Origin of the sequence: Methylobacterium sp. Leaf118, from assembly GCF_920984675.1 — a bacterium.
GTDB lineage: Bacteria > Pseudomonadota > Alphaproteobacteria > Rhizobiales > Beijerinckiaceae > Methylobacterium.
In genome coordinates this window covers 22,409-46,048 of the sequence record NZ_CAKLBV010000037.1, presented here as the reverse complement: position 1 = coordinate 46,048, position 23,640 = coordinate 22,409, and the positions used below count along the sequence as shown (strand labels likewise).

The following is a 23,640-nucleotide window of genomic DNA, read 5'->3' as shown; positions in this document are numbered from 1 at the left end:
GTGGGCTTCGCTCAAACGCCGCGCGGGCTTGCCTGATACGGGCTCCGCTTTGATCAAGCGGAGCCCGTATCAGGCCGCGTCGCGGCCCGCGGGCGTGCCCGCCGCCGCGTAGGCACGGGCGATCAGGCGCATGGTGTGGAGGTCGCGCTCCGCGTCCCAGGCGGGGCGCGCCGCCGGATCGCGCAGGGCACGGCCGAAGGCGCGCACCTGTTCGAGAAACGGCGAGGCGCTCCCGTCGAAGTCGAGGGTGTGGGCGTGCCCGTCACCGCCATCGGTGAGCGTGACGGTCCCGCCCGCGGTCTGGCCCATCGTGTCGATGGCGGTGAGCAGGCCCTTCGTCCCGACCACTTCGAGGCGGCGGCGCGGCAGGGCGTCGGGGCAATTGTAGGCGACGTTGAGCTGGGCCAGCACGCCCGAGCCGGTGCGGCCGATCAGCAGGGCGCCGTCGTCGACGGTGTAGTCCTGGGCGCGGGCCTGGGTCATGGCGGTGATCTCGGCGATCGGCTCGCCGAGAAGGAAATCGACGAGATCGATCCCGTGGGGGGCGAGGTCCATCAGCGCGCCGCCGCCGGCCTGGGCCGGGTCGATGCGCCAGTTGTCCTGCCCGCGGAACGAGGTCCAGGCCCGGTCGAGCCAGCAGGCATAGACGATGCGCACGGCGGTCACCGTGCCGATGCGGCCCTCCCGGATCGCCGCGCGCATCACCCGGTGACCGGGATGATGGCGCTGGTCGAAGGCGGTGCCGTAGAAGGCGCCGGTCCGACGCACCGCAGCGGCCATCGCTTCGGCGTCGGCCAGCGTCGCGGCCATCGGCTTCTCGCAGAGCACCGCCTTGCCGGCGGCGCAGAGCGCCTCGACGGCGCCGCGGTGGAGATGGTTCGGGGTCGCCACATAGACCGCCTCGACCGCCGGATCCGCGATCAGCCCCGCCAGGTCGGCATGGGCGCGGGCGCCCTCGGCCTCCGCCGCCGCCCGGGATTCCGCCCCCGGATCGGCCACGGAAACGAGGCGGTGTCCCGCCGCACGAATGCCCGGGGCCATGTAGTCGCGGGCGACCCAGCCATAGCCGACGATGCCCCAGCCGACGCTGTCACCCATCACCAGCGCTCCGGCAGATCGACATATTCGCGACGGCGCACCCGCTCCGCCTCCGGCGCGTCCGGCCCGCCCTTCCAGGCGATGGCCTCCGGCCCGTCCGAATGCAGCGGGTAGGTGGCCTGGGTCGCATATTCCGCCTCGTAGCGCTCGGACGGCCAGCGGATCGCGTAGCCGTCCGCGGCCGGTGCGTAGAGCGGGTTGAGGTGAAGGCGCGCCTCGGCCGGCGGCAGGGTGAGGCCGTCGATCACGGCACGGGGCGCCGGCCGCATGCCGGGGCCCGCCACCACCGAGAAGGCCTCGCAGGTCTTCAAGTCGCCGGGCTCCCGCGGCTGCGGGGCCCGGGCCTCGACCAGGGCCCGGGTCAGCTCCGCATCGTCGTAGACGAGGGCGTCGGGAAACAGCTCCTCGATCTCGGCGGAGGAGATCGCCTTGCCGGCCGAGAAGCCGGGCCGGCCGCTGTTGTGGATGTGGCTCACCGCGAGCCAGCCCTCATCGCCCGCGGTGCGGCGCAGGCAGGCGAGGATCCCGGGCTTGTCCTCGAGGAAGTAGAACGCGTCGTTGCAGATCACGAGATCGACCGGCGCCTCGGCGATCGGCCAATGGGGCGCAGCGGCATCGAAACAGACGAGCTGGGCCCCCTTCTTCACGACCCAATGGCGGGCGACCCACAATTTCGCGAAGACGACGTCCGCGCCCGCCACCTTGACGCCCCGGCGCTGCAATTCGCGCAGGTAATGGCCGATGCCGCAGGCGAGTTCGAACGCGCAGGCCGGCGCGTTCCAGTGGGCCTCGAGAAGGCTCAGCCCCGCCAGGAAGGTCGGATCGGTCCAGCGGTTCACGAAGTAATCGCCGACTCGTCCCCAGCCGAGCCGCTCCACCGCACCGCGCAGGGTCACGCTCTCCCGCTCGCGCACCAGGACGCGCAACGACTCCGGGTCGGCGGGCGGACCGGTCCACCAATCGTCCTGATCGGCGAGGAGCAGGACCAGGGCCTCCTCGACGCGGTCGGCGTCGAGATGGGCAAGCGCTGCCGCAGCGAGCTCGGCCCGGCCGGTGCGCAGGTAGGGAATGCCGTCGATCACCGGCCAGCGCGCCCCCGTCTCGGCGTCGCGCAGGGCGTGCGCGCCGTCGGGCTTGAGGCGATGGCCCGTGTCGGGCGAGAGGAGATCGAAGGGGATCATCGGGCGATCGCGGCCGGTCGGGCCGGCCAGGGTGCGAGGAACGTCACGGGATCCGCATATCGGTCAGCACGCGATCCTGGAAAGTCTTGACCGGCCCGGCATGGACCAGTTCCATCTCGCCCAGCACCGTCTCCATGGTGAGCGAGGCCGCCCGCAGGTGCTGGGCGATCTGCAGGACGCGGTCGATCGAGTCGGCGGCGTGGAAGGCCCGGCCCTCCGCGGTCGCGTCGTCGGGCAGGACGAGGCGCGCGGCGCGCACCGTCTCGCGCAGGGGCGGGTCGAGTTCGTCGAGCGCCCATTCCGAGCAGCGCCCGACGATCGGCCAGAGATGGTCGCCGAGCAGCATCTCGCCGGTGAAGCCGGCATCGGGCATCGCCGCATTGTGAAAGTGGTGGGCCATGGCCGCCAGGAACACGGTGGTCGGGTCGGCGCGGTAGAACGGGCTGAGCAGGACCCCGTAGACGGCCACGACGAGGCAATGCTCGGCGTGGTTCTCCGGCGGCTCGAGCAGGATGCGGGGCTTGCCGGGGCAGGTCACGCCCGCCCGCGGCTGCTGGGCCAGGGCGCCGACGAAGGCCGGCACGGGACCGGACGGAAGATCCGCCGGCGCGCGCAAGCACGCCCGCAGACGTGCGCGTAGATCCGGGTCGACCGGCTCCGTGACCGCGTCGAGCCCGTCGACCAGCACCGCCGAGGCGTCCGTCGGCGAGAGCCCGGCGGCCGCCAGGAAGGCGGCGTCGAGATCGCACAGGCGGGACGCAGCGAGCGCCTTGGCGGTGATGTCGAGCGCCACGGTCTCGGCCGGGGCGCCGCCGGTCAGAGCCGACCAGCCCTGAGCGAAGAGCCGCTCGGCGATCGAGCCGGCCCGACCCGCCGAGCGGACCCGCTTGAGGTCGCCGAGTTCGACGAGCAGCGGGCGCAGGGCGAGGGGCGCGGCCGCCTCCTGGGAGAGGCCCGCCGCGGAGGTCACCACGGAGTCCAGCATGGAGTCGGGTCGCCTTACTGCACGCCCAGCCAGTCGAACAGCATGCGCTGCTGCTTGCCGAAATCGTGCTCCGGGCCATGGCCGTTCTTGACCATCGGCGCCTTGAAGAAGCTCGAGAGCTGCTCCTGTACGCCGCCGTCGCCGCGGGTCTTGGCGAGATCCAGGACACGGGCGATCTCAATGACGAGCGGCGCCGCCAGGATCGAGTCCTTGCAGAGGAAGTTGACCTTGATCTGCATCCGCTGACCCATGAAGCCGGTGACGTCGATGTTGTCCCAGGCTTCCTTGTCGTCGCCGCGCGGGCGGTAATAGTGGATGTGCACGAGGTGATCCTCGACCGGATAGCCGAGGATCGAATCGAGCACCGTGCCCTTGGTCTTGAGCTTCGACTGCAGCGAGTTCGGATCGTTGAGGGCCAAGCCGTCGCGGTTGCCCAGGATGTTGGTGGAGAACCAGCCGTCGACATGGAGGGCGCGGGCCTTGAGGGCGGGCGCCAGCACCGTCTTCATCATGGTCTGGCCGGTCTTGCCGTCCTTGCCGGCAACCGGCACGTTCAGCTCGCGGGCGAGTTCCAGAAGTGCCGGAACGTCGGCCGCCACCGACGGCGTGAAGTTCGCGTAAGGGACGCCGCTCTTGATGGCGGCATAAGCGTAGAGCATCGCGGGCGAGATCGACTCATCGCTCGCATCGAGACCCTTCTCGAAAGCGTCCGCCGAATTGAGTACGGCCTCCGACAGGTCGGGCCAACGCTCGGTCGAGGCAAGGTTCACGACCACCACGTCGTCGAGATTGCTCTCCTTGCGGAAGCGGTTGAGATCGTTGGCGATGACCGAGACGGCCTCGCGGTGATCCTTGGCGACGATGCGGTTGGCACCGTCGATGTTCTTGCAGAACTTCGCAGAACCGACCGCCGGCCAGGGGGTGATGCCCTTGAGGGCCTGGGCCCCGTTCTCGATGTCCTGCGCCGAGAGCACGCCGTGTCCGGCGGCCGCGGAGGCGAGGTCGTCGCTGTTCAGGTCCCAGCCGCCGAAGACCAGATCCTTGTAATCGGCCATGCCCGGCACGGGCACGCCTGCGAGGGGCAGGCCGTCCAGACGGTTCGAACCCGACTTGATGGTCTCGATGCCGGCAATGGCGGTCGTGGCGACCGCACCGCCCATGCCGACGAACGCCACTCCGACGCGTCGACCGGTCTGAATGCCCATGAACCCGACTTTCTCTCAATGATGGCTCGGCGGCCTTGAGGTGTTGCCTAATTGGTCGCCGCGCGGCCCATGACAACTGTGACCAATCTGGTCCGTTCCGGCGACGGAGCCGCCTCAGTTGCCGCAGGCCTCCGCCGCAGCGGCTGGAACGAATTCGTTAAAATATCGTAAACACAATGGCTTAACGTTGCATTAACGGGAACACGTTTGAATCACGGGGTGGTCCCATTGTGGTCACACCCGGCGGCGAAACGTCCGCCGTCACAAGAAGCCCGGCCCACGTGAAGGCCGCGGCACCAACAAGGAAGACCGATGGGGGTTTACCCGGAGCCGGCGCACCGCGCCGACGACGTGAGCCGACTCGTGCCTTGCGGGTCGTTTCCGAGCGAGGCTGCCGCCCCGCGTCGCGCCCCGCGCGCCCGCAGCCTCGCCGCCGCCCTGCTCGCCGGCCTCGCCCTGATGGCGACCCCAACCGCGATCCAGGCCCAGGGCAACGAGACGATCCCGGCCGAGGCCAAGACCGAATGGGGCGGCGACGCCCTGCTTGGACAGGACGCGGCGATGTCCGCCTCGATGGAGCGCGTCCAGGGCGCCATGACCGGCCCCGGCGTCGACGACGAGTCCATCCTGCGGTTCGGGGACATGCGCGTGTCCCGCAGCCTCGTCGAGACCATCCTGCGCGCCTCCGAGGCCACCGGTGTCGATCCGGTCTATATGATGGCGCTCGCCGACAAGGAGTCGAGCTTCGAGACCGACGTGAAGTCCTCGGCCTCGTCCGCGCAGGGCCTGTTCCAGTTCGTCACCGGCACGTGGCTGGAGATGGTCCGCACCTACGGCGCCCGGCATGGCCTCGGCGCCGAGGCCGCGGCGGTGAAGGGCCATGGCGGCGGCATCACGATCTCCGATGCCGGGATGCGCAAGCGCGTCCTCGATCTGCGCAACGATCCCTACGTCTCCGGTCTGATGGCCGGCGAGCTGATCAAGCGCGACCGCGCCCGGATCGAGGCCCGGATCGGCCGCGAACTGAAGACGACCGAACTCTACCTCGCGCATTTCCTCGGCACGGCGAGCGCCGGTAAGTTCCTCTCGCTCAGCGCCGACGCCCCGGACAAGGTCGCGGGCCAGGCCTTCGGCCGCGCGGCGCGGGCCAACCGCAGCATTTTCACCGCCAAGGTCGGTGCCAAGCGCCGCAACCTCACGGTCGGCGAGGTGCATGAGCGCCTCGACGGCATGATCGACCGCCGCCTGAGCCAGTATCAGTCCATCGCCGAACTCGCCCAGCAGCCGGCGGAGGAGCCTTTGGTCGACAAGGTCGCCGACACGCCGATCCTGGATGCGCGCCTGCGCCTCGACGCGGCCGTCGCCCCCGCGCTCTCGACCCACGTGGTCCGGTAAGAGGACGCATCCGACGCCGCCGGACGGGGGCGATGCGGCGGCAACGCCCTGGCCTTCGTACGGCTCCGGATCCTTGCTCTCTCCCGGTGTGGGCGAATCACCTTCTGGGGATCAGCTTGGCCGGCCGGCTTCGCGTATCTTTTCGTGCGTGTCCCTCGGGCCACCCGTCGCCGCCATCGCGCCTGCCGCGATGTCGCCCGTAGCCGGAGCCGGCACGGCTCCGCTAAGGTCGCCCCATGACAGGTCGGGCTGAGCGGACGGTGATCACTTTCCCATGACGGCGCAGGGACCGGACAGGCCGGAGACCGGCGCCGCAGGAGACCGAAACGAGGCGCGGGACGCCGCCCGGGAGGCGGCGCGGGCCGCGGGCGTGCTCGCGCGCCAGCTCGGCCGCCTCGCCGGCAGCGCCGGGCGCGGCCTGTGGCACCAGGGGCGCGCCGCGGCGCTCCGGGCGGGCCCGGTGCTTCGGCGGGGCGTCCCCCGCCCGGCCGCGGCACCCCCGGCCCAGGGCGCCGGCCCGGCCGAACCCGCCGCGTTCCCGATCGCAAAGGGGGGCAAGCCCCGCCGCATCCTCGCCGGCCTGCGGCGCAGACCCATCCTCCTCGCGGCCGGGCTCATGCTCGGCGCCCTGGTCGCGGTGCTGGCCGCCTACGTGCTTGCCGCCTTCGCCACGCTCCCGCCGCTGGGCGGCGTCGCCGCGGAGGCCGCCCAGCGCGCCCTCGTGGTGGAGGCCGATGACGGCCGTACCTTCGCGACCCGGGGCGCCTTCCAGGGCGAGAAGCTCACCGAGAAGACCCTGCCGCCCCGCCTCGCCCAGGCGATCGTGGCGATCGAGGACCGGCGCTTCTACGACCATTGGGGCATCGATCTGCGGGGCATGGCTCGGGCCCTGTGGCGCAACGCGATGGGGGGAGGCGTGCGCGAAGGCGGCTCGACCATCACCCAGCAATACGCGCGGCTCACCTCGCTCAGCCAGGAGAAGACCCTGCGCCGCAAGATCCAGGAAGCGTTCCTCGCGCTTCGTCTGGAAAGCACGCTGTCGAAGCCCGAGATCCTCGTCGGCTACCTCAACACCGCCTATTTCGGCGCGGGCGCCTACGGGGCCGACGCAGCGGCGCGGCGCTATTTCGGCCACGGCGCGCAGGGCTTGAGCCTCGCGGAAGCGGCGATGCTGGCCGGCCTCGTGCGCGCGCCCTCGCAGCTCGCGCCGACGCGCAATTTCGGCGGCGCCAAGGAGCGGGCCGACCTCGTGCTTCAGGCCATGGTCGAGACCGGGGCGATCGCGCCGGCGGAGGCCGACAAGGCGCGCGCGGAAAAGGTCACGCTCCACTCTCCCCCCGAGACGCCGCCGGGCACCAACTACTTCCTCGACGCGCTCCAGGCCGACGTGCGCCGCCTGACGAGCGAGCCCGGCGACGTCACCGTGCGGGCGACGCTCAACCTCGACCTCCAGAGCCTCGCCGAGGGCGTGCTTGCCCGCCGCCTCGACGCGGAGGGGACGAAGAAGAAGGTCGGCCAGGGCGCATTGGTGGCGCTGGCCCCCGACGGGGCGGTCCTCGCCATGGTCGGGGGGCGCGATTACGAGGACAGCCAGTTCAATCGGGCGGTCCAGGCCAAGCGTCAGGCCGGCTCGCTGTTCAAGCTGTTCGTCTACCTCGCGGCCTACGGCAAAGGCTATTTCCCGGACAGCGTGCTGGTCGACCGCCCGACCCAGATCGGCGAGTGGGAGCCGCAGAATTCCAACAACCGCTTTCGCGGGGCGCTGCCCCTGCGCTCGGCCTTCGCGCTCTCGGTCAACACCATCGCGGCGCAGCTCGGTGAGGAGGTCGGCATCGCCGCGATCATCGCCGAGGCGCGCCGGCTCGGGGTGCAGTCGGAGCTGCCCAATGTGCCGAGCCTCTCGCTCGGCTCGGCGGACGTGACGTTGCTCGAGATGACCCGGGCCTATGCCGGGGTGCTGGGGCCCGGCGTGCCCGTCGAGCCCTATTTCCTGCGCGCGGTGCGCGGAAACGGCCCCCAGCCCCTGTACCAGCGTCCGGCCCCGAAGCCCGGGGCCGCCATGGACGCGCAGGTGCAGACCATGATCCTCGACTCGCTCCAGGCGGTCGTCGAGTCCGGCACCGGCAAGGCCGCCCGGGTCGCGGGTGTCGCCGTCGGCGGCAAGACCGGCACCAGCCAGGACTTCCGGGACGGGTGGTTCGTCGGGCTGACCCCGGAGATGATCGTCGGCGTCTGGGTCGGCAACGACGACAACGCCCCGATGAACAAGGTCACCGGCGGCGATATCCCGGCGCGCGTCTTCCATGACTTCGTCGAGCGCGCCCAGAAGGTGTTGAAGGGCAAGAAGCGCCCGGCTCCGTCCGCGGCCCGGGCGGAGCCCGCGCCGGCGACCGCCGTCGCCCCGCCGCCGGCCCCGATTCCGAGCGCGGGCGTCGCCGCGGTCGATCTGCGCGGCGTGCCCGATGTCGTCGATACCGGCACCCTGACGATCCGCGGGCGCACCGTGCGCCTGCTCGGGGTCGTCGGCGAGCGCGGGGCGCTGGCCCGCCAGCTCGCCCGCTATCTGCGCCGGCGCGAGGTCGTCTGCGCCGGCGACACCGAGGGCGGCCAGCGTTGCCGCCTCGATGGCGAGGATCTCGCCGTCCTCATCGTTGCGGCGGGCGGGGCCCGCGCCACCGAGGACGCGCCGGCCGACCTCGTCGAGGCCGAGGATCAGGCCAGGGCCGAGCGGGCCGGCCTGTGGCAGCGGGAGCGGTGACCCCGCCCTCAACCCCACCGTCATGGCCGGGTGAGACACGCGCGCCGGGCCCGACCCGTCGGGCCGCTTTCGCGGGCGGGACGGAGGCGAAAGCGGCCTAAGACCACAAACCTAAATTAACAAATGTAATTTTTGCTGGTTCCGGGACCACATTCCAGGAGCGGACCAGGTGAGCATCCTTCGAAACACCAAAATCCTCCTCAAGGTGGTCGTCCCGCTGATCCTGCTCTCGGCGGCCTCGATCGGCACGGTGGTCTACGCGAACCGCGCATTGACCGAACTGGGCGAGCGATCGGCCTATCTGGTCGATAAACAGGCCGCGCGTCAGGAGAGCATTCTGAGATTTCAAGTCGCCATCAACGAGGCGAGCCTTCAGAACCGCAACATCATCATCGAGAACACCGAAGAAAAGCTAACTTATTACAAGTCTCGCCAGGAGAGCGCGATACGGGACGCAGTCGCGTCGATCGATCGCTTGATCGCCCTGGCGGGAACACCGGAGCGCCGCGAGATGAACCATGCGTTGCGGCGTTTGGCCGAGACCTTCTTCGGCATCCTGATCCGCTCGAGCGACGTCGCGCTGAAGAACGATCGGTCCGGTGCGATGCGGATCGTGCAGGAGGAAGCGGCGCCCACCCGCGCCAAGTTGCGCGAGCAGGTTCAGGCGCGAATCGAGACGATCGGCCACGAGATGCAGGCCGAGAAGGCGGCGATTCAGGGCGAGACCGGCCACGCGACGATGATCCTCATCGTGGGCGCCGCGGCCGCCCTGATGGGCGCCCTCGGCGTGGCCGCCGCCATCGTGGTGTTCGGCATCACCCGTCCCCTCGCCAGCCTCGTGGCCGTGTTGCAGCGGATGGCGCAGGGCGCGGTCGATGCCGGCATTCCCGAGGCGCAGCGCGGCGACGAGATCGGCCAGATCGGCCGTGCCGTGGAGGGCATCAAGACGATGGTGGCGCGCAAGGCCTCCGAGCAGGCCGAGATGCAGCGCATCGCCGACGAGGCCGCCGCGCTCGAGCGCCAGCGCACCATGACCGAACTGGCCGACCGGTTCGAGGAGGCGGTCGGCGGTATCGTCGGGCGGGTCTCGTCCTCGGCGACCGTGTTGCAGGGAACCGCCGCGACGATGTCGGGGACGGCGACCGAGACCGCCTCGCAGGCCACCACCGTCGCGGCCGCGGCGGGGGAGGCTGCCGTGAACGTCAACACGGTGGCGGCGGCGGCCGAGGAGCTCGGCACGTCGGTGCAGGAGATCGGGCGCCAGGTCTCGAGCTCCGCCGCTCTGGCGCAGGCGGCGGTGGTCGAATCCGGCCAGACCTCGACCCTGGTTCAGGAACTCGACGGGGCCGTCACCCGCATCGGCGACGTGGTCGGCCTGATCTCCTCGATCGCCGGCCAGACCAACCTGCTCGCCCTCAACGCCACCATCGAAGCGGCACGCGCCGGCGAGGCGGGGCGCGGCTTCGCGGTTGTGGCCGCGGAGGTCAAGGAACTCGCCACCCAGACCGCGCGGGCGACCCAGGAAATCTCCCAGCAGATCGGCCGGATCCAGGGGGCGACCGGGCAGGCGGTGTCGGCGATCGGCGGCATCACCGCCCGCATCCGCGACATCGACACGGTGGCGACCGCCATCGCGGCGGCGGTGGAGGAGCAGGGCGCGGCCACGCAGGAGATCGTACGCAACGTCGCCCAGGCCTCGGCGGGTGCGGCCGAGGTGACGGGCAACATCGCGGGCGTGGCGGGCTCGGCGGAGGCGACGGGCTCGGCGGCCAACGAGGTGCTGCAGGCGGCCGGCGACCTCTTGCGCCAGTCCGATCACCTGCGGGCCGAGGTCTCGCGCTTCCTCACCAGCGTGCGGGCCGCCTGAGGGCGGCGGCACGCCCGGCAAGGTCCGCGCGCCACCGGGGCGCGGGCCTGCGACGGCCCCGGGCGCCGCCTACCGGAATGGCGGCTCGTCGAAGCTCCGGAGCTTGCGCGAGTGCAGGCCGGCCCGATCGGCCCGGAGGCTGTCGAGGGTCGCGAGCCCGATCCGGAGATGCTCGGCCACCGCCCGCTCGTAGAAGGCGCTGGCCGCGCCCGGCAGCTTGATCTCGCCGTGGAGCGGTTTGTCGGAGACGCAGAGCAGGGTCCCGTAGGGCACCCGCAGGCGAAACCCCTGGGCCGCGATCGTGCCGCTCTCCATGTCGACGGCGATGGCCCGCGACAGGTCGATCCGCCGCCGCTCCTGGCTGAAGCGCAATTCCCAGTTGCGGTCGTCGTAGGTGACGACGGTTCCGGTGCGCAGGCGCCGCTTGAGGGTTTCGGCCCGCTCGCCCGTGACCGCGGCGGCGGCCGATTGCAGGGCGATCTGCACCTCGGCGAGCGCCGGAACCGGGATGTCGGTCGGGACGAGGTCGTCGAGGATCCGGTCGCGGCGCAGGTAGCCATGCGCCAGCACGTAATCGCCGATGGTCTGCGACTGGCGCAGCCCCCCGCAATGGCCGACCATCAGCCAGCAATGTGGGCGCAGCACCGCGAGATGGTCGGTGATCGTCTTCGCGTTCGAGGGGCCGACGCCGATATTGACGAGGGTGGTGCCCTGCGGTGCCCCGTCGGGCCCGCGGGCGACGAGATGGTAGGCCGGCATCTGGAACCGGTGCCAGGGCGAGGCGGCGAGGAGTGCCGCCGGATCGGCGCCGGCCGCCTCCTCCTGCCGCACGACCACGCCGCCCGGAAGCACGAGGCGCTCCCCCTCCCCGGCCGCGAGCCGCTCCAGCCCGTGGCGGACGAATCCGTCGACGTAGCGGTGGTAGTTGGTGAGCAGGATCCAGGGCTGGATCTCGGTCCAGTCCGAGCCCGTGTAGTGAACGAGCCGGCGCAGGGAATAATCGGTGCGGACCCCGTCGAACAGGGCGAGCGGCCGCGGCTCGCCCGGACTCTCGCGCCACAGTCCGTCGGCGACCTCGTCGCCGACGACGGAGAGGAGCGGCACGGGAAACAGGGCGGCGAGATCGCTCGCACTCGCGCCGCTGCCGCCGAGATCGGTCCCGGGCTCGACGATGTAGGGGTAGGGAATCTCCTGGGCCGAGAGGCCGACCTCGATGCTGGCGCCGTAATCCCGCACGAGGGGACGCAGCTGTTCCAGCAGGTAGGCCCGGAAATAGCCGGGCTGCGTCACTGTCGTGGCGTAGAGGCCCGGCGCCTGGAACTTCGCGGTCGCCCGCTGAAGGCGCGGCGGCGGTCCCGCCGGCTGGTAGGTCAGACGCAGTTCCGGATAGCGGAACTGGAGGCGCTCGGCCGGATCGGGCGGTTCGCGCCGTTCGAGATAGCGGGCGAGCGCCGTCCGGAGCGCCCGTGTCGCACCCGTGTGGAGGGCTTCCAGGCGGTCGATCGCGGCGTCCGGATCGGCGATCGCCTCCATCGGCCGCAACTCGTCGGTGGCCATGCACCCTCCCCCTCGTCCGCGCCGGCCCTTACATCGGCGCGGAGGCGGCCAGGACAAGCGGCCGGGGGACAGGGGCGAGGATGCCGTGGAGCCGATGACGCCGGAGGATATCGACCGCCGCCCGGGCGAGGAAACGGTGGCGCTGCCACCGGCCTACGATGCCGGGCTCTACTTCGTCGGTCGCGTGCGCACGCCGTGGCGCGCGCGCCGCGATTGCCCGAAGAACGGCCGCCAGACCGACGCCGTCTGCACCCTGGAGGTCGATCCGCCCTATCGTCCGGCCCTCCAGAACCTGGCGGGGGTGACACACCTGATCGTGCTCTACTGGATGGACCGCGCCGCCCGCGACCTCGTGCTTCAGCGCCCGCGCCACGCCGACGGCAGCCGCGGCACCTTCTCCCTCCGCTCGCCGGCCCGGCCGAACCCGATCGCGCTGTCGGTGGTCGAGAATCTGGGCGTGGCCGAGGGCCTCGTCACCGTGCGCGGGCTCGACTGCATCGACGGGACGCCGCTCCTCGACATCAAGCCCTACTACGCCTCGACCGACAGCCGTCCCGACGCCCGGGTCGACCGGGCCGGGACGGCGCCTTGAGCGATCGGACCGGCCGCGACCTTCCGTTGCGTGCCCGGGCGATGGTGTTTTCGCGCGATCGCGGCGCGGCGGGCACGCTGTTGCGGGCGTGCTGGGCTCGACGCCTCTCTCCGGGCCGGGTGGCCCGCCCCCGGTCAGAACCGCGCCCGGCTCAAGACGTCGCCAGCGCCTCGAAGACGAGGGCATGGCGGGCCGCCAGCGCATCCACGTCGCTGCCGTAGCCGCCGCCGATCACCGCGCAGAGCGGGATCCGTGCCGTCCGTGCGAGGCCGACGACGAAACGGTCGCGGGCGCGCAGGCCCGCATCGGTGAGGCAGAGCCGGCCCAGGCGGTCGTCGCGGTGGGGATCGACGCCCGCATTGTAGAAAATCAGGTCCGGCGCGAAGCCCGCGATCAGCGGCGGCAGCCGGGCTTCCAGCACGTCGAGATACGCGGCGTCGCCAAGGCCGTCGGGCAGGCCGATATCGAGGTCGCCGGGCACCTTGTCGGTGGGATAGTTGCGCTCGCAATGGATCGAGAGCGTGAACAGGTCCGGCTCGCGGGCGAGGCAATCGGCGGTGCCGTCGCCCTGGTGCACGTCGAGATCGACGATGAGCGCCCGGGCGATCCGCCTCTCTCGCCGCAGCGCCAGGGCCGCCACGGCCACGTCGTTGAACACGCAGAAACCGGCGCCGCCCGCGCGGCGGGCGTGGTGGCTGCCCCCCGCCGTGCTGCCCGCGAGCCCGTGGGCGAGGGCGAGGCGGGCCGCACAGAGGGTACCCCCGGCGGAGGCGCAGGCGCGGGCCGCGACGGCCTCCGTCACCGGCAGGCCGATCGCCCGCTCGATCGACCGCGGCACCTGCGCGGCAAGCACCATCGCGACGTATGCGGGATCGTGCGCGCCCGCGAGCAGCGTGGCGTCGGCGGGTTCGGGCGTGACGAAGCCCTCCGGCACCAGCCCGCGCGCCCGCAAAATCTCGGCGAGGCGGCCGTACTTGCGCATCGGGAAGCGGTGGCCGTCCGGCAGCGCGGCCTCATAGGCCGGATGGAACACGATCGGCGGCACGGGGCCTCGGCGGGCGTCGGGGGACGGCGATGTCACACGGCTGATACGGCGGCGCTGCTAGGGGCGTGAAGAGGGGCGCCCGGCGCCCGATGCCGCATGCCCGTCCCGTGCACCCGCTCTCCGGGTCCCACGGGGCCGGCCGTTGGGAGATGCCCCGCATGGCCGCACTGCCGGAGAGCGCCACGCTCGCCGCCCTCGTCCCCTGCGCGATCCTCGTGCTCGTCAATCTCGCGAGCCTCGCCGTGGCGTCCGTGCGGATCGGGCGAAGGGGCAAGCCCTCCGCCTTCCCGGCCGGCGCGCCCGTGTCGATCGTGCGCCCGTTGCGTGGCCTGGAAACCTTCAGCGAGGAGACGCTGCTGGCGAGCTTCCGGCTCGATCATCCCGCCTACGAGCTGATCTTCTGCGTGGCGGATGCGGGCGATCCGGTGCTGCCGATGCTGGAGCGGATGCGGCAGGCCCATCCGCAGGTTCCCGCTCGCCTGATCCTGGGCGACGAGCGGCTGGGCCCCAACCCGAAGCTCAACAACTGCGTGCGCGGCTGGGATGCCGCCCGGCACGATTGGGTGATCCTGGCGGATTCCAACGTGCTGATGGCCTCGGACTATATTCAGCAGATGCAGGCCGCGTGGCGCCCGACGACGGGCCTCGTCTGCTCGACGCCGATCGGCGACCGTCCCGAGGGCCTGTTCGCCGAGGTGGAATGCGCGTTCCTCAACACCCTGCAGGCGCGCTGGCAATATGCCGGCGAGGCCCTGGGCCTCGGCTTCGCTCAGGGCAAGAGCATGCTCTGGCACAAGCCGTTCCTAGAGGCCCAGGGCGGCATCCGCGCGCTCAACGCCGAAATCGCCGAGGACGCGGCGGCGACGAAGCTGGTGCGCGCCGCCGGGCGGCGGGTCCATCTCGTCGCCGCGCCGTTCCGGCAGCCGCTGGGGCGGCGCAGCCTCGGCGAGGTCTGGGCGCGTCAGCTGCGCTGGGCCCGGCTGCGCCGCGTCACCTTCCCGCTCTTCTTCGCCCCCGAGATCGGGATCGGTGCGCTGCTTCCGCTGACCCTTGCGGCCTTGGCGGCCGGCACCGGGGAGGCGACCGCCCTGCTCGCCGGCGCCGGAGCCCTCTGGTACGGCGCCGAATACGGGCTCGCCGCGCGGGCGGGCTGGCACCGCTCGCCCCGGCTCCTCCTCGCCTTCCTAATTCGGGACGCCCTCCTCCCCGCGATCTGGGCGAGCGCCTGGGCCCGGACCGCCATCGTCTGGCGCGGCAACCCGATGGACATCCGCCCCCGCGAGGCCGCCCCGCTGGGGACGGGCCCCAGCGCGGCCTGAGCGCCGCCTGAGCCCCCGGCGCGGCAGCGCTCTTGCTTGGTCCGGCCCCGAGGGCCTTCCGGGCGAGGGCGCAGACCGGGGCAATCCATGCAGGCGCCGTCAACCGGGCTCGACAAGAGCCTCAACGCCTTCCACCTCTGGGGCATCGCCGTCGGGCTCGTCATCTCGGGCGAGTATTTCGGGTGGAGCTACGGCTGGGCCCAGGCCGGAACCCTGGGGTTCCTCGTCACGACGATCGCCGTGGCGGCGATGTACGTGGCCTTCATCTTCAGCTTCACCGAACTCACCACGGCGATCCCGCAGGCGGGCGGCCCGTTCGCCTACGCCCTGCGCGCCTTCGGGCCCACCGGGGCGGCGATCGCGGGCTATGCGACCCTGATCGAGTTCGTGTTCGCGCCCCCCGCGATCGCGCTCGCCATCGGCGCCTATCTCAACGTCCAGTACCCGGGTCTCGACCCGAAACTGGCGGCGCTCGGCGCCTACCTGCTGTTCATGGGGCTCAACATCGTCGGCGTGCGGATCGCTGCCACCTTCGAACTGGTCGTCACCGTCATCGCGGTCGGCGAACTTCTGGTGTTCATGGGCGTGGTGGCCCCGGCCTTCCGCTTGGCGAACTTCACGGCCGAGGGCTGGGCCGGTCAGGACGCGTTCGGACCCGCCGCCATCGGTGGGATCTTCGCCGCGATCCCCTTCGCGATCTGGTTCTTCCTCGCCATCGAGGGCGTCGCCATGGCGGCGGAGGAGGCCCGGGAGCCGAAGCGCGCGATCCCGGTCGCCTACATCACGGGCGTGCTGACCCTGACGGCGCTCGCCTTCGGCGTGATGGTGTTCGCGGGCGGCTCCGGGGACTGGAAGGCCTTGTCGGATCTCAACGATCCCCTGCCGCAGGCGATGAAGCGGGTCGTCGGTGATTCGAGCGGCTGGCTGCACATGCTGGTCTGGCTCGGCCTGTTCGGGCTCGTGGCGTCCTTCCACGGCATCATCATGGGCTATGCCCGCCAGATCTTCGCGCTCGCCCGGGCCGGGTTCCTGCCGGCCCTCTTCGCCCGGCTGCATCCGCGGTTCCGCACGCCGCATGTGGCGACGCTGACGGGCGGCCTCGTCGGGATCGCCGCGATCTACAGCGACCATCTCGTCAGCATCGCCGGGCAGTCGCTCACCGCCAGCATCGTGACGATGGCGGTGTTCGGCGCGCTCACCATGTACGTGACCAGCATGGCGGCCCTGTTCCGCCTCCGCCGGAGCGAGCCGGATCTCCCCCGGCCCTACCGGGCGCCGCTCTATCCCCTTGCCCCTGCCTTCGCCCTGGCCATGGCGGTGATCTGCCTCATGGCTTTGGTGATCTACAACCCGCTGATCTTCGCCCTCTTCGCCGCCGCGATGGGCGTGGCGGTGGTGCTCGCCCGGATCGCCCAACCTGCGGCCCCGGCCCCGGTTTCCACCCCCGATCCGGCGGCGTAGAGCGAGGCATGCGCCTCGCCCTCCTCGAGACCGGCCACCCGCCCAAGCGGCTTCACGGCCGTTTCCCCTCCTACGGAGCGATGGCGGCGGCGCTGATCGGCGACGGCCACGCCTTCGCGCGCTTCGACGTGACGGCGGGGCACTGGCCGGACGCGAAAGCCTTCGACGGCTGCGTCATCACCGGCTCGCCGGCCTCGGTCTATGACGCGACGCCGTGGGTCATCGACCTTCTGGCCTTCCTGCGCGGTCTCGACCGGTCGACGACGCTCATCGGCCTCTGCTTCGGCCATCAGGCCCTGGCGCAGGCCTTCGGCGGGCAGGTCGCGCGGTCCGAACGCGGCTGGGGCTTAGGGCTGCACGCCTACGACGTGGTCGAGCGCGCGCCCTTCATGGATGAGGCGGACACGATCGCGATCCCGGTGAGCCATCAGGATCAGGTCGTGGCGCTGCCGCCCGGGGCGCGGGTGCTGGCAGGCAGCGCCTTCACGCCCTTCGGCGTGCTGGCCTACGACGACCGGCCCGCCCTCTCCTTCCAATGCCACCCGGAATTCCGGCCCGATTACGCCCGGGCGCTGACCGACGGCCACCGGGCCGGCGCGGAGGATCCCGCTCTGGTGCAGGCCGCGCTCGCGTCCCTCGACGGGCCGGCCGACAACGACCGCGTCGCGGGCTGGATTCGACGGTTCCTGCGCGAATGACGCCTCGGAGGCGAGCTCGGGGCGGCGGCTTCCCTTGAAAACGGAAGCGCGCCCGGCATCCACCGGGCGCGCTCTGACGCGAGAGGGTGGCGGCTCAGACGACCGTCAGGCCGACATCGACATTGCCGCGCGTGGCGTTGGAATAGGGGCAGATCGTGTGGGCCGTGGCGACGAGGCGCTCCGCATCGGCCCGCTCGAGCCCCGGCAGGCTGATCCGAAGGTCGGCGGTGATGCCGAAGCCGCCCTCGGAGCGGGGGCCGATCCCGACGGTCGCGGTCACGGTGGCCTCTGGCGGCACCTTCTGCTTGAGCTGGCTTGCGGCCACCTTCAAGGCGCCGAGGAAGCAGGCGGAATAGCCCGCCGCGAAGAGCTGTTCGGGATTGGCGCCGGAACCGCCCGCGCCGCCGAGTTCCTTCGGCGTGGCGAGCCTCACCTCGAAGCTACCATCCTCGGTGCGGGCGGTGCCGTCGCGGCCGCCGGTGGCCGAGGCAGTGGTGCGGTACTTCACGTCGACGGGCATGGGGTGTCCTCGCAATCTCGGATTTCGGGGGCCGATCGGTTCGGCATGGCGAGAACATAGGCCTCATCTAGATTGCGCGCAATCTAGATGCCGGACTTTCGGTATGTACCCTCCGCAACGGAGCGTCGCCTGGGGCGCGGGGTTCGGGCACCGGACGCGGGGCTCAGTCCAGAGGTTCAGTCTCGTGGTTCGGTCTGCCCTCGGGTCTCGGGCATGGCGGCGACCGCGGCGAGGCTGATCCCGGCGGCGAGGGCGAGGTAGAGGCCGACGCTGCCGATCCCGCCCCAGCCGGCCAGCCATTGGGCCGCGAAAGGGGCACCGGACGCCCCGACGATGCCGGCGAGGTTGTAGGTGACGGAGGCGCCGGTGTAGCGCACCCGCGTCGGGAACAACTCGGGCAGGAGCGCTCCCATGGGCCCGAAGATCCAGCCCATGGCGAAGAGGGCCAGGCAGAGATAGCCGAGGACGAGGGCTGACGCGCCGCTGCCGAGCATCGGCCCGATCAGGCCGCCGAGCGCCGCCGTCGCCGCCAGGCCCGACAGCATCACGGGCTTGCGCCCGAACCGGTCGGCCGCTGCGCCCGAGAGCGGGATCGCCAGGGCCATGAACAGGATCGCCACGCACTCGAACAGCAGGAAAGTCTTGCGGTCGTAGCCGAGGGTGGCGGTGCCGTAGCTCAGGGCGAAGACCGTCGAGAGGTAGAACACCGCGTAGGCGGCCACCATCGCCAGCGTCCCGAGCACGGTCGCGCGGCGATGCCGGGTGAGGATCGTCGCCAGCGGCACCCGCTCGGGCGGTGCCGCCTCCAGGGCGGCTCGGAAGGCCGGCGTCTCGGTGAGTTTCAGGCGCACGTAGAGGCCGACGCCGACGAGCACCGCGGAGGCGAGGAAGGGCAGCCGCCAGCCCCAGGCCTCGAAGGCCTGGGGCGTCAGGCTGACGCTGAGGGCGAGGAACAGGAGGTTGGCCGAGAGGAAGCCGACCGGAGCGCCGAGCTGTGGGAAGACGCCGTAGAGCGCCCGGCGCCCCGGCGGAGCGTTCTCGACCGCGAGCAACGCGGCGCCTCCCCACTCGCCGCCGAAGCCGACGCCCTGGCCGAACCGCAGGAGGCAGAGGAGAGCGGGCGCCCGCCAGCCGATCGTCGCGTAGCCCGGCAGGCAGCCGATCAGGACGGTGGAGACTCCCATGATCATCAGCGAGGCCACCAGCGTCGCCTTGCGCCCGATCCGGTCGCCGAAATGCCCGAACGCCGCCGCTCCCACTGGCCGGGCCAGGAAGGCCACGGCGAAGGTCGCGAAGGCCTGAAGCGTCTGCACGCCGGCCTCCCCCGGCGGGAAGAAGATCGGCCCGATCACCAGGGCCGCGGCGGTGGCGTAGATGTAGAAATCATAGAACTCGATGGCCGTGCCGACGAAGCTCGCGATCAGAATGCGGCGGGCGGAAGGGGTCGTCATCGGTCAGTCGGCCTTCGCGTCAGCGGCGCATCGGCGCCCCCGAGGGGCGTGACCCTCGCCTGCGGCCGATTGATCCGGGTCGGGCTGGCGCCCGCGTCCTGCCCGTCCGCTTAAGGCCCGGACCGTCCCGGTGGAAGGCCACTCCGGCCGACGCGCTCGGCCTGCCCCTGTGGCGGCGCCGGTTTCGCTTGCCGGCTTCTGAATACATCCCGCGACACGGACGCGCCCGCGACCGCCTCGTGACGAGCGGCACCCGGATGGCCCGTCGAGGCGGATTAAATCAAGGATATTTTTAGGTAACAAAACGCACTTTCCATAGAAAAACTCCAACACTACCTTCCACTTGCCAGAGCAATCCAAGCAAAAAATTCTGGCTCTCAGGGATTAACGAGAGGAAGGATCAATTATGAGGAATATATTTGCTTTCGGTGCTCTGGCGATGATCGCGGGTTTCCCGCTGGCCGCTCAGGCGGAATCGGGCGGCGATCGCATGCCGGCCGGCGGTGCCTTCATGAGCAGCTATCAGACCGATCCGTACCACGACCCCCGCTCGGTCCGCTCGCAGCGCGCCGGCAGCGGTCAGATCCTCGGTGCGCCCATGCTCAGCGAGAATGCGGGCGTGAAGGGTGATCCGGTGCGCTCGGCGATCCGGCGCGGCACCGTCGCGCCGAGCTGGGCGACCGGCAGCGCGCCCACCCGCCGCGGGCGCTGACCCGGTTTCAGGGACCGCCCCTCTCCTCCGGCCGCAGCCAAGCGGCCGGGGATTTCGACGACGGTTCCTGCATCCCGGGCCGTCGAAGCTTCGCGCCGGCCGATCGCGCCGTGACGCGAGCGGCCCCCGCCGCGGTGCCCGTTCGTCATCGTCCATTCCCATGACTTTCGGCCGATCGAGCGCTCGAACTGCCTCTTTGCAGGATCGAGGTCCCGACTGGCCGTCCAAAATATAATTGTCGCGACGCATCGTCGGACGCTCGCACCAGAAAGCCGAGGATTGAAATGGACGTAATCATTCAGGGTATCTCGGCATTCCGGGGGAACATCTTTCCCGGTCAACAGAAAATGTACCAACGCTTGGTGCGTGACGGTCAACATCCGCAGGCGCTCATCATCGCCTGCGCGGATTCCCGTGTCTCCCCCGAGCACATCACCCAGGCCGGCCCGGGCGACCTGTTCGTCTGCCGCAACGCCGGCAACATCGTGCCGCCCTTCAGCCAGCAGAATGGCGGCGTGTCCTCGGCGATCGAATACGCCGTGATGGCGCTCGGCGTGCGCGACATCGTGATCTGCGGCCATTCCGATTGCGGCGCGATGAAGGGGCTGATGACCCCCGAGGCACTGGTCTCCATGCCGAACGTCGCCGCCTGGCTGCGCCACAGCCACGCGGCGAGCCAGATCGTCTGCGAGGCCTATCCCGCCGACATGGATCCGAAGGACCACCATCGGGCCCTGGCGCTGGAGAACGTCGTCGTCCAGCTCAACAATCTGCGCACCCATCCGAGCGTCGCGGCGGGTCTCGCCAAAGGGCAGCTGCGCCTGCATGGCTGGTTCTTCGAGATCGAGACCGGCGCAGTCCTGGCCTATTGCGGCGAGGAGGCCCGGTTCGTCACGCTGGACGGCACGCACGACCTACCGGTGGCGCAGGCCTCCGCGACGCGGGTCGCCGCGCCCGACATCGCCCGTCCCGTGGTCGCGGCCGAATGACCGGCCCCATGCGCGCGTACCTCTCGCGGCTGGTGCCGCCCACCCTCGGCCGGGATCTTCCGGCCTCCTTCGTGGTCTTCCTCGTGGCGATGCCCCTCTGCATGGGCATCGCCATCGCCTCCGGCGTGCCGGCCGAGCGCGGCCTGATCACCGGCGTCATCGGCGGCATCGTCGTCGGCTTCCTCGCCGGAGCGCCGCTCCAGGTCAGCGGCCCGGCCGCGGGGCTCGCCGTCATCGTCTTCGAATTCGTGCGCGAGCACGGCCTCGACGCGCTCGGCCCCGTCCTCGTCCTGGCGGGCGCCATCCAACTCGTCGCCGGCGCCCTCCGGGTCGGCGGCTGGTTCCGGGCGATCTCGCCGGCCGTGGTGCACGGCATGCTCGCCGGCATCGGCGTGCTGATCGTGCTGGCGCAGATCCACGTCCTGACCGACGCCCTGCCCAAGGCGTCGGGTCTCGACAACCTCGTCGCCATCCCGGCCGCCTTCTTCAACTTCGTTTCCGGCGAGGGCAATCGCTTCGGGGCGATCCTCGTCGGCCTCGTCACCATCGCGACCATGATCGGCTGGGAGAAGCTGCGCCCGGCGCGCCTCAAACTCCTGCCCGGCGCCCTCGTCGGCGTGGTGTCGGGGACGCTGGTGGCGGCGCTCGGCGACCTCGCGGTCAAGCGCGTCGAGGTGCCGGCCAACATCCTCTCCTCCGTGGCCCTGCCGGGCGCGGGCGATTGGAGCCGCCTCGCCGAACCGACCATGATCGTCATGGCGCTCACGCTGGCGGTGGTCGCCAGCGCGGAGAGCCTGCTCTCGGCGGCCGCCGTCGACCGGATGCATGACGGACCCCGCACCCAGTACAACCGCGAGCTCGGTGCGCAGGGGGTCGGCAACGTGCTGTGCGGCCTCGCCGGCGGTCTGCCGATGACCGGCGTGATCGTGCGCTCCTCGGCCAACGTCCAGGCCGGGGCCGCCACCCGGGCCTCGAGCATCCTGCATGGCGGCTGGATCCTGGCCTTCCTCCTCGTCCTGCCGATGGTGCTCCAGTTGGTGCCGACGGCCGCCCTCGCCGGCATCCTCGTGGTCACGGGATGGCGCCTCGTGAGCCCCGCCCATGCCCGTCACCTCCATGAGCGCTACGGCCTCGCCACCGCCGCGATCTGGCTCGTCACCATGGTGATGGTGGTCGCGACCGACCTCTTGACCGGCGTGCTCATCGGGCTGGCGCTCAGCCTCATCCAGGTGGTGCCGCACCTCATCAAGGGCCCGCTCAAGATCGAGGGCGGCGCTGCCGAGACGGTCCGGGGCGGCACGATCCAGGCGGTGCCGGAGCTGCGCCTGTCGGGCTCCGCCACCTTCCTCCAGCTGCCGCATCTCAACGAGGCGCTGGAGCGCACCCCGGCGAACACGCCGGTCCGGCTCGCCGCGAACGATCTGCACCACGTCGACCACACTTGCCTGGAGATGATCCAGGAATGGGCGGCGCGGCGGGCCCGGTCCGGCGCTCCGGTCGAGTTGGTCGGGGGCAGCGGCGGCCTGCGCAACAGCCTCGCCATGGCGGCCCACGCGGCGCCGAAGGACTGAGCGCACCCGCTGCCGATCGCGAGGGGCCGGTGCCGTCCGTACGGTGCCGGCCCTTCGCTCATTCCGCCCCCTGGCGCGAATGAACTTCGGGCCGGATTCGCGCCTATACCGGCGCAAGGCAGACCGATCGCGACACGACCGAGCCCCGGACAAAGCCATGGCCGACCCGACCTATCCGCCCCTCGATACGCTGAAGCCCATCGCCCCCGGGATCTGGATCGTCGACAGCGGTCCGTTCTCCGCCGGCCTGCCCCTGCCCGTGCGCATGACGGTGGTGCGGCTCGCCGGCGGCGACGTCTGGCTCCATTCGCCGACGCGCTTCAGCGAAGCCCTGCGCCGGGAGATCGAGGCGATCGGTCCGATTCGCCACCTCGTCGCGCCCAACATCGCCCACTGGACCTTTCTGGCGGAGTGGCAGCGGCGCTGTTCGGGAGCGACGCTCTGGGCGCCGCCGGAGTTGCGCCGCCGCATGCCGGTGCGCCGCTCCGGCTTGCGGATCGACCGCGACCTCGGTCCGGACAGTCCGACGGAATGGGCCGGCGACCTCGGGCAGACCTCGGTGCCCGGCGGCTTCGGGTTCCGCGAGATCGCGTTCTTCCATGCCGTCTCGGGCACGCTGATCCTGACCGACCTCGTGCTCAATCTCGAGCCGCACAAGCTGCCGCCCTACCTGCGCCCACTGATGCGGCTCGCGGGCGCCACCGCCCCGGATGGGCGGGCGCCGCTCTACCTGCGCTTCCTGGTGCGCCTCGGTGGGCGCGAGGCGTCGCGGGCCGCGGCCGCCCTCGTCGCCCTGGCGCCCAGGCGGGTGCTCTTCGCCCATGGCGCGTGGTTCGCGCACGACGCCACGCCCGCTCTGCGCCGCTCCCTGCGCTGGCTCATTCGCTGAGGTCGATCACGCCGCGCATGCCCGCCGTGCCGTCGAGGCCGACGGACCCTTTCGCGGGCAGGATCGTCGGGCCGCGGCCCGCGCGAGGTCCGGGCGTGCCGGGCCGACCCGCCGCGGCGCGAAGACCAGGCTCGAGAGCGCCAGCCAATCGCAGGTCAGGCCGAAGCCCGAGCCGACGATGAGGCGGCCCCGGGTGTGGCCTCACCGCCGCACCCGGAACAGGCCTCCACGCGCTGGGGTTGCCACCGAGACCGGCCTTAACGCCTCGCGTCGTCGCGGCCGGAGGCGGACCACTCGGCGATGGGCGTTGTGTCAGGGGCCCATGCTGCCGGCCCGGATGCCCACTG

19 protein-coding genes are annotated in these 23,640 nt (G+C 71.4%); 11 read left to right on the top strand and 8 right to left on the bottom strand.

What is annotated here, in order from left to right; translation table 11 throughout:
• Positions 1 to 69: 69 nt before the first annotated feature.
• The 4 genes from LW587_RS15655 to LW587_RS15640 are packed head-to-tail and all read right to left on the bottom strand — an operon-like array spanning position 70 to position 4,469.
• Positions 70 to 1,098: a Gfo/Idh/MocA family protein gene (locus LW587_RS15655; protein WP_232630519.1), complete on the bottom strand. Its 1,029-nt coding sequence runs from the start codon at positions 1,096 to 1,098 to the stop codon at positions 70 to 72.
• A complete protein-coding gene (locus LW587_RS15650) occupies positions 1,098 to 2,279 on the bottom strand; it encodes a class I SAM-dependent methyltransferase (protein WP_232630518.1) in 1,182 nt (393 codons plus the stop codon). Before LW587_RS15650 ends, LW587_RS15655 begins: the two co-directional genes overlap by 1 nt.
• 43 nt (positions 2,280 to 2,322) lie before the next feature.
• Positions 2,323 to 3,264 (bottom strand): HD domain-containing protein, encoded by a 942-nt coding sequence (locus LW587_RS15645; protein WP_232630517.1) that lies wholly within the window; start codon positions 3,262 to 3,264, stop codon positions 2,323 to 2,325.
• 14 nt (positions 3,265 to 3,278) lie between these two features.
• The gene (locus LW587_RS15640) at positions 3,279 to 4,469 is read right to left on the bottom strand and encodes an inositol-3-phosphate synthase (RefSeq protein WP_232630516.1); all 1,191 of its coding nucleotides are present in this window, start codon (positions 4,467 to 4,469) and stop codon (positions 3,279 to 3,281) included.
• A gap of 312 nt (positions 4,470 to 4,781) precedes the next feature.
• Between LW587_RS15640 and LW587_RS15635 the strand changes: the two genes are divergently transcribed.
• From LW587_RS15635 to LW587_RS15625, 3 genes are all read left to right on the top strand, one after another.
• On the top strand, positions 4,782 to 5,864 hold the full coding sequence (locus LW587_RS15635) for a transglycosylase SLT domain-containing protein (protein ID WP_232630515.1): 1,083 nt from the start codon (positions 4,782 to 4,784) through the stop codon (positions 5,862 to 5,864).
• Positions 5,865 to 6,138: 274 nt separating this feature from the next.
• Positions 6,139 to 8,622, top strand: coding sequence for a PBP1A family penicillin-binding protein (locus tag LW587_RS15630; protein WP_232630514.1), 2,484 nt, complete (start codon positions 6,139 to 6,141; stop codon positions 8,620 to 8,622).
• Positions 8,623 to 8,791: 169 nt separating this feature from the next.
• Positions 8,792 to 10,489: a methyl-accepting chemotaxis protein gene (locus LW587_RS15625; protein WP_232630513.1), complete on the top strand. Its 1,698-nt coding sequence runs from the start codon at positions 8,792 to 8,794 to the stop codon at positions 10,487 to 10,489.
• 69 nt (positions 10,490 to 10,558) lie between these two features.
• Here LW587_RS15625 and LW587_RS15620 read toward each other — a convergent pair whose 3' ends face one another.
• Positions 10,559 to 12,046 carry an AMP nucleosidase gene (locus LW587_RS15620; RefSeq protein WP_232630512.1) on the bottom strand — a complete coding sequence of 496 codons (1,488 nt, stop codon included), beginning with the start codon at positions 12,044 to 12,046 and terminating at the stop codon, positions 10,559 to 10,561.
• A gap of 94 nt (positions 12,047 to 12,140) precedes the next feature.
• Here LW587_RS15620 and tsaA point away from each other — a divergent pair, with 94 nt between their 5' ends.
• Positions 12,141 to 12,638, top strand: coding sequence for a tRNA (N6-threonylcarbamoyladenosine(37)-N6)-methyltransferase TrmO (tsaA, locus tag LW587_RS15615; RefSeq protein WP_232630511.1), 498 nt, complete (start codon positions 12,141 to 12,143; stop codon positions 12,636 to 12,638).
• Between the two features lie 151 nt (positions 12,639 to 12,789).
• On the opposite strand, the gene LW587_RS15610 is transcribed toward tsaA, so the two are convergent.
• Entirely contained in the window at positions 12,790 to 13,683 is an 894-nt protein-coding gene (locus LW587_RS15610) for a histone deacetylase family protein (RefSeq protein ID WP_232630510.1), read from the bottom strand.
• 158 nt (positions 13,684 to 13,841) lie between these two features.
• Between LW587_RS15610 and LW587_RS15605 the strand changes: the two genes are divergently transcribed.
• The 3 genes from LW587_RS15605 (at position 13,842) to LW587_RS15595 (ending at position 17,161) form a co-directional block, all read left to right on the top strand.
• On the top strand, positions 13,842 to 15,002 hold the full coding sequence (locus tag LW587_RS15605; protein WP_232630509.1) for a ceramide glucosyltransferase: 1,161 nt from the start codon (positions 13,842 to 13,844) through the stop codon (positions 15,000 to 15,002).
• An 87-nt stretch (positions 15,003 to 15,089) separates the two neighbouring features.
• A complete protein-coding gene (gene eat, locus LW587_RS15600; protein ID WP_232630508.1) occupies positions 15,090 to 16,463 on the top strand; it encodes an ethanolamine permease in 1,374 nt (457 codons plus the stop codon).
• Between the two features lie 8 nt (positions 16,464 to 16,471).
• Positions 16,472 to 17,161, top strand: a complete 690-nt coding sequence (locus LW587_RS15595; protein WP_232630507.1) for a glutamine amidotransferase-related protein — start codon at positions 16,472 to 16,474, stop codon at positions 17,159 to 17,161.
• Between the two features lie 94 nt (positions 17,162 to 17,255).
• On the opposite strand, the gene LW587_RS15590 is transcribed toward LW587_RS15595, so the two are convergent.
• Together LW587_RS15590 and LW587_RS15585 are read right to left on the bottom strand one after the other, a co-directional pair.
• Complete coding sequence (locus LW587_RS15590) at positions 17,256 to 17,681, bottom strand: organic hydroperoxide resistance protein (RefSeq protein WP_232630506.1); 426 nt, start codon at positions 17,679 to 17,681, stop codon at positions 17,256 to 17,258.
• Positions 17,682 to 17,857: 176 nt separating this feature from the next.
• Positions 17,858 to 19,132: an MFS transporter gene (locus LW587_RS15585; protein ID WP_232630505.1), complete on the bottom strand. Its 1,275-nt coding sequence runs from the start codon at positions 19,130 to 19,132 to the stop codon at positions 17,858 to 17,860.
• 406 nt (positions 19,133 to 19,538) lie between these two features.
• Here LW587_RS15585 and LW587_RS15580 point away from each other — a divergent pair, with 406 nt between their 5' ends.
• The 4 genes from LW587_RS15580 (at position 19,539) to LW587_RS15565 (ending at position 23,293) form a co-directional block, all read left to right on the top strand.
• Entirely contained in the window at positions 19,539 to 19,844 is a 306-nt protein-coding gene (locus LW587_RS15580; protein ID WP_232630504.1) for a hypothetical protein, read from the top strand.
• Between the two features lie 284 nt (positions 19,845 to 20,128).
• A complete protein-coding gene (locus LW587_RS15575) occupies positions 20,129 to 20,833 on the top strand; it encodes a carbonic anhydrase (protein ID WP_232630503.1) in 705 nt (234 codons plus the stop codon).
• 8 nt (positions 20,834 to 20,841) lie between these two features.
• Positions 20,842 to 22,404, top strand: coding sequence for a SulP family inorganic anion transporter (locus tag LW587_RS15570; protein WP_232630502.1), 1,563 nt, complete (start codon positions 20,842 to 20,844; stop codon positions 22,402 to 22,404).
• Positions 22,405 to 22,561: 157 nt separating this feature from the next.
• A complete protein-coding gene (locus LW587_RS15565) occupies positions 22,562 to 23,293 on the top strand; it encodes a DUF4336 domain-containing protein (protein ID WP_232630501.1) in 732 nt (243 codons plus the stop codon).
• Positions 23,294 to 23,640: the final 347 nt, after the last annotated feature.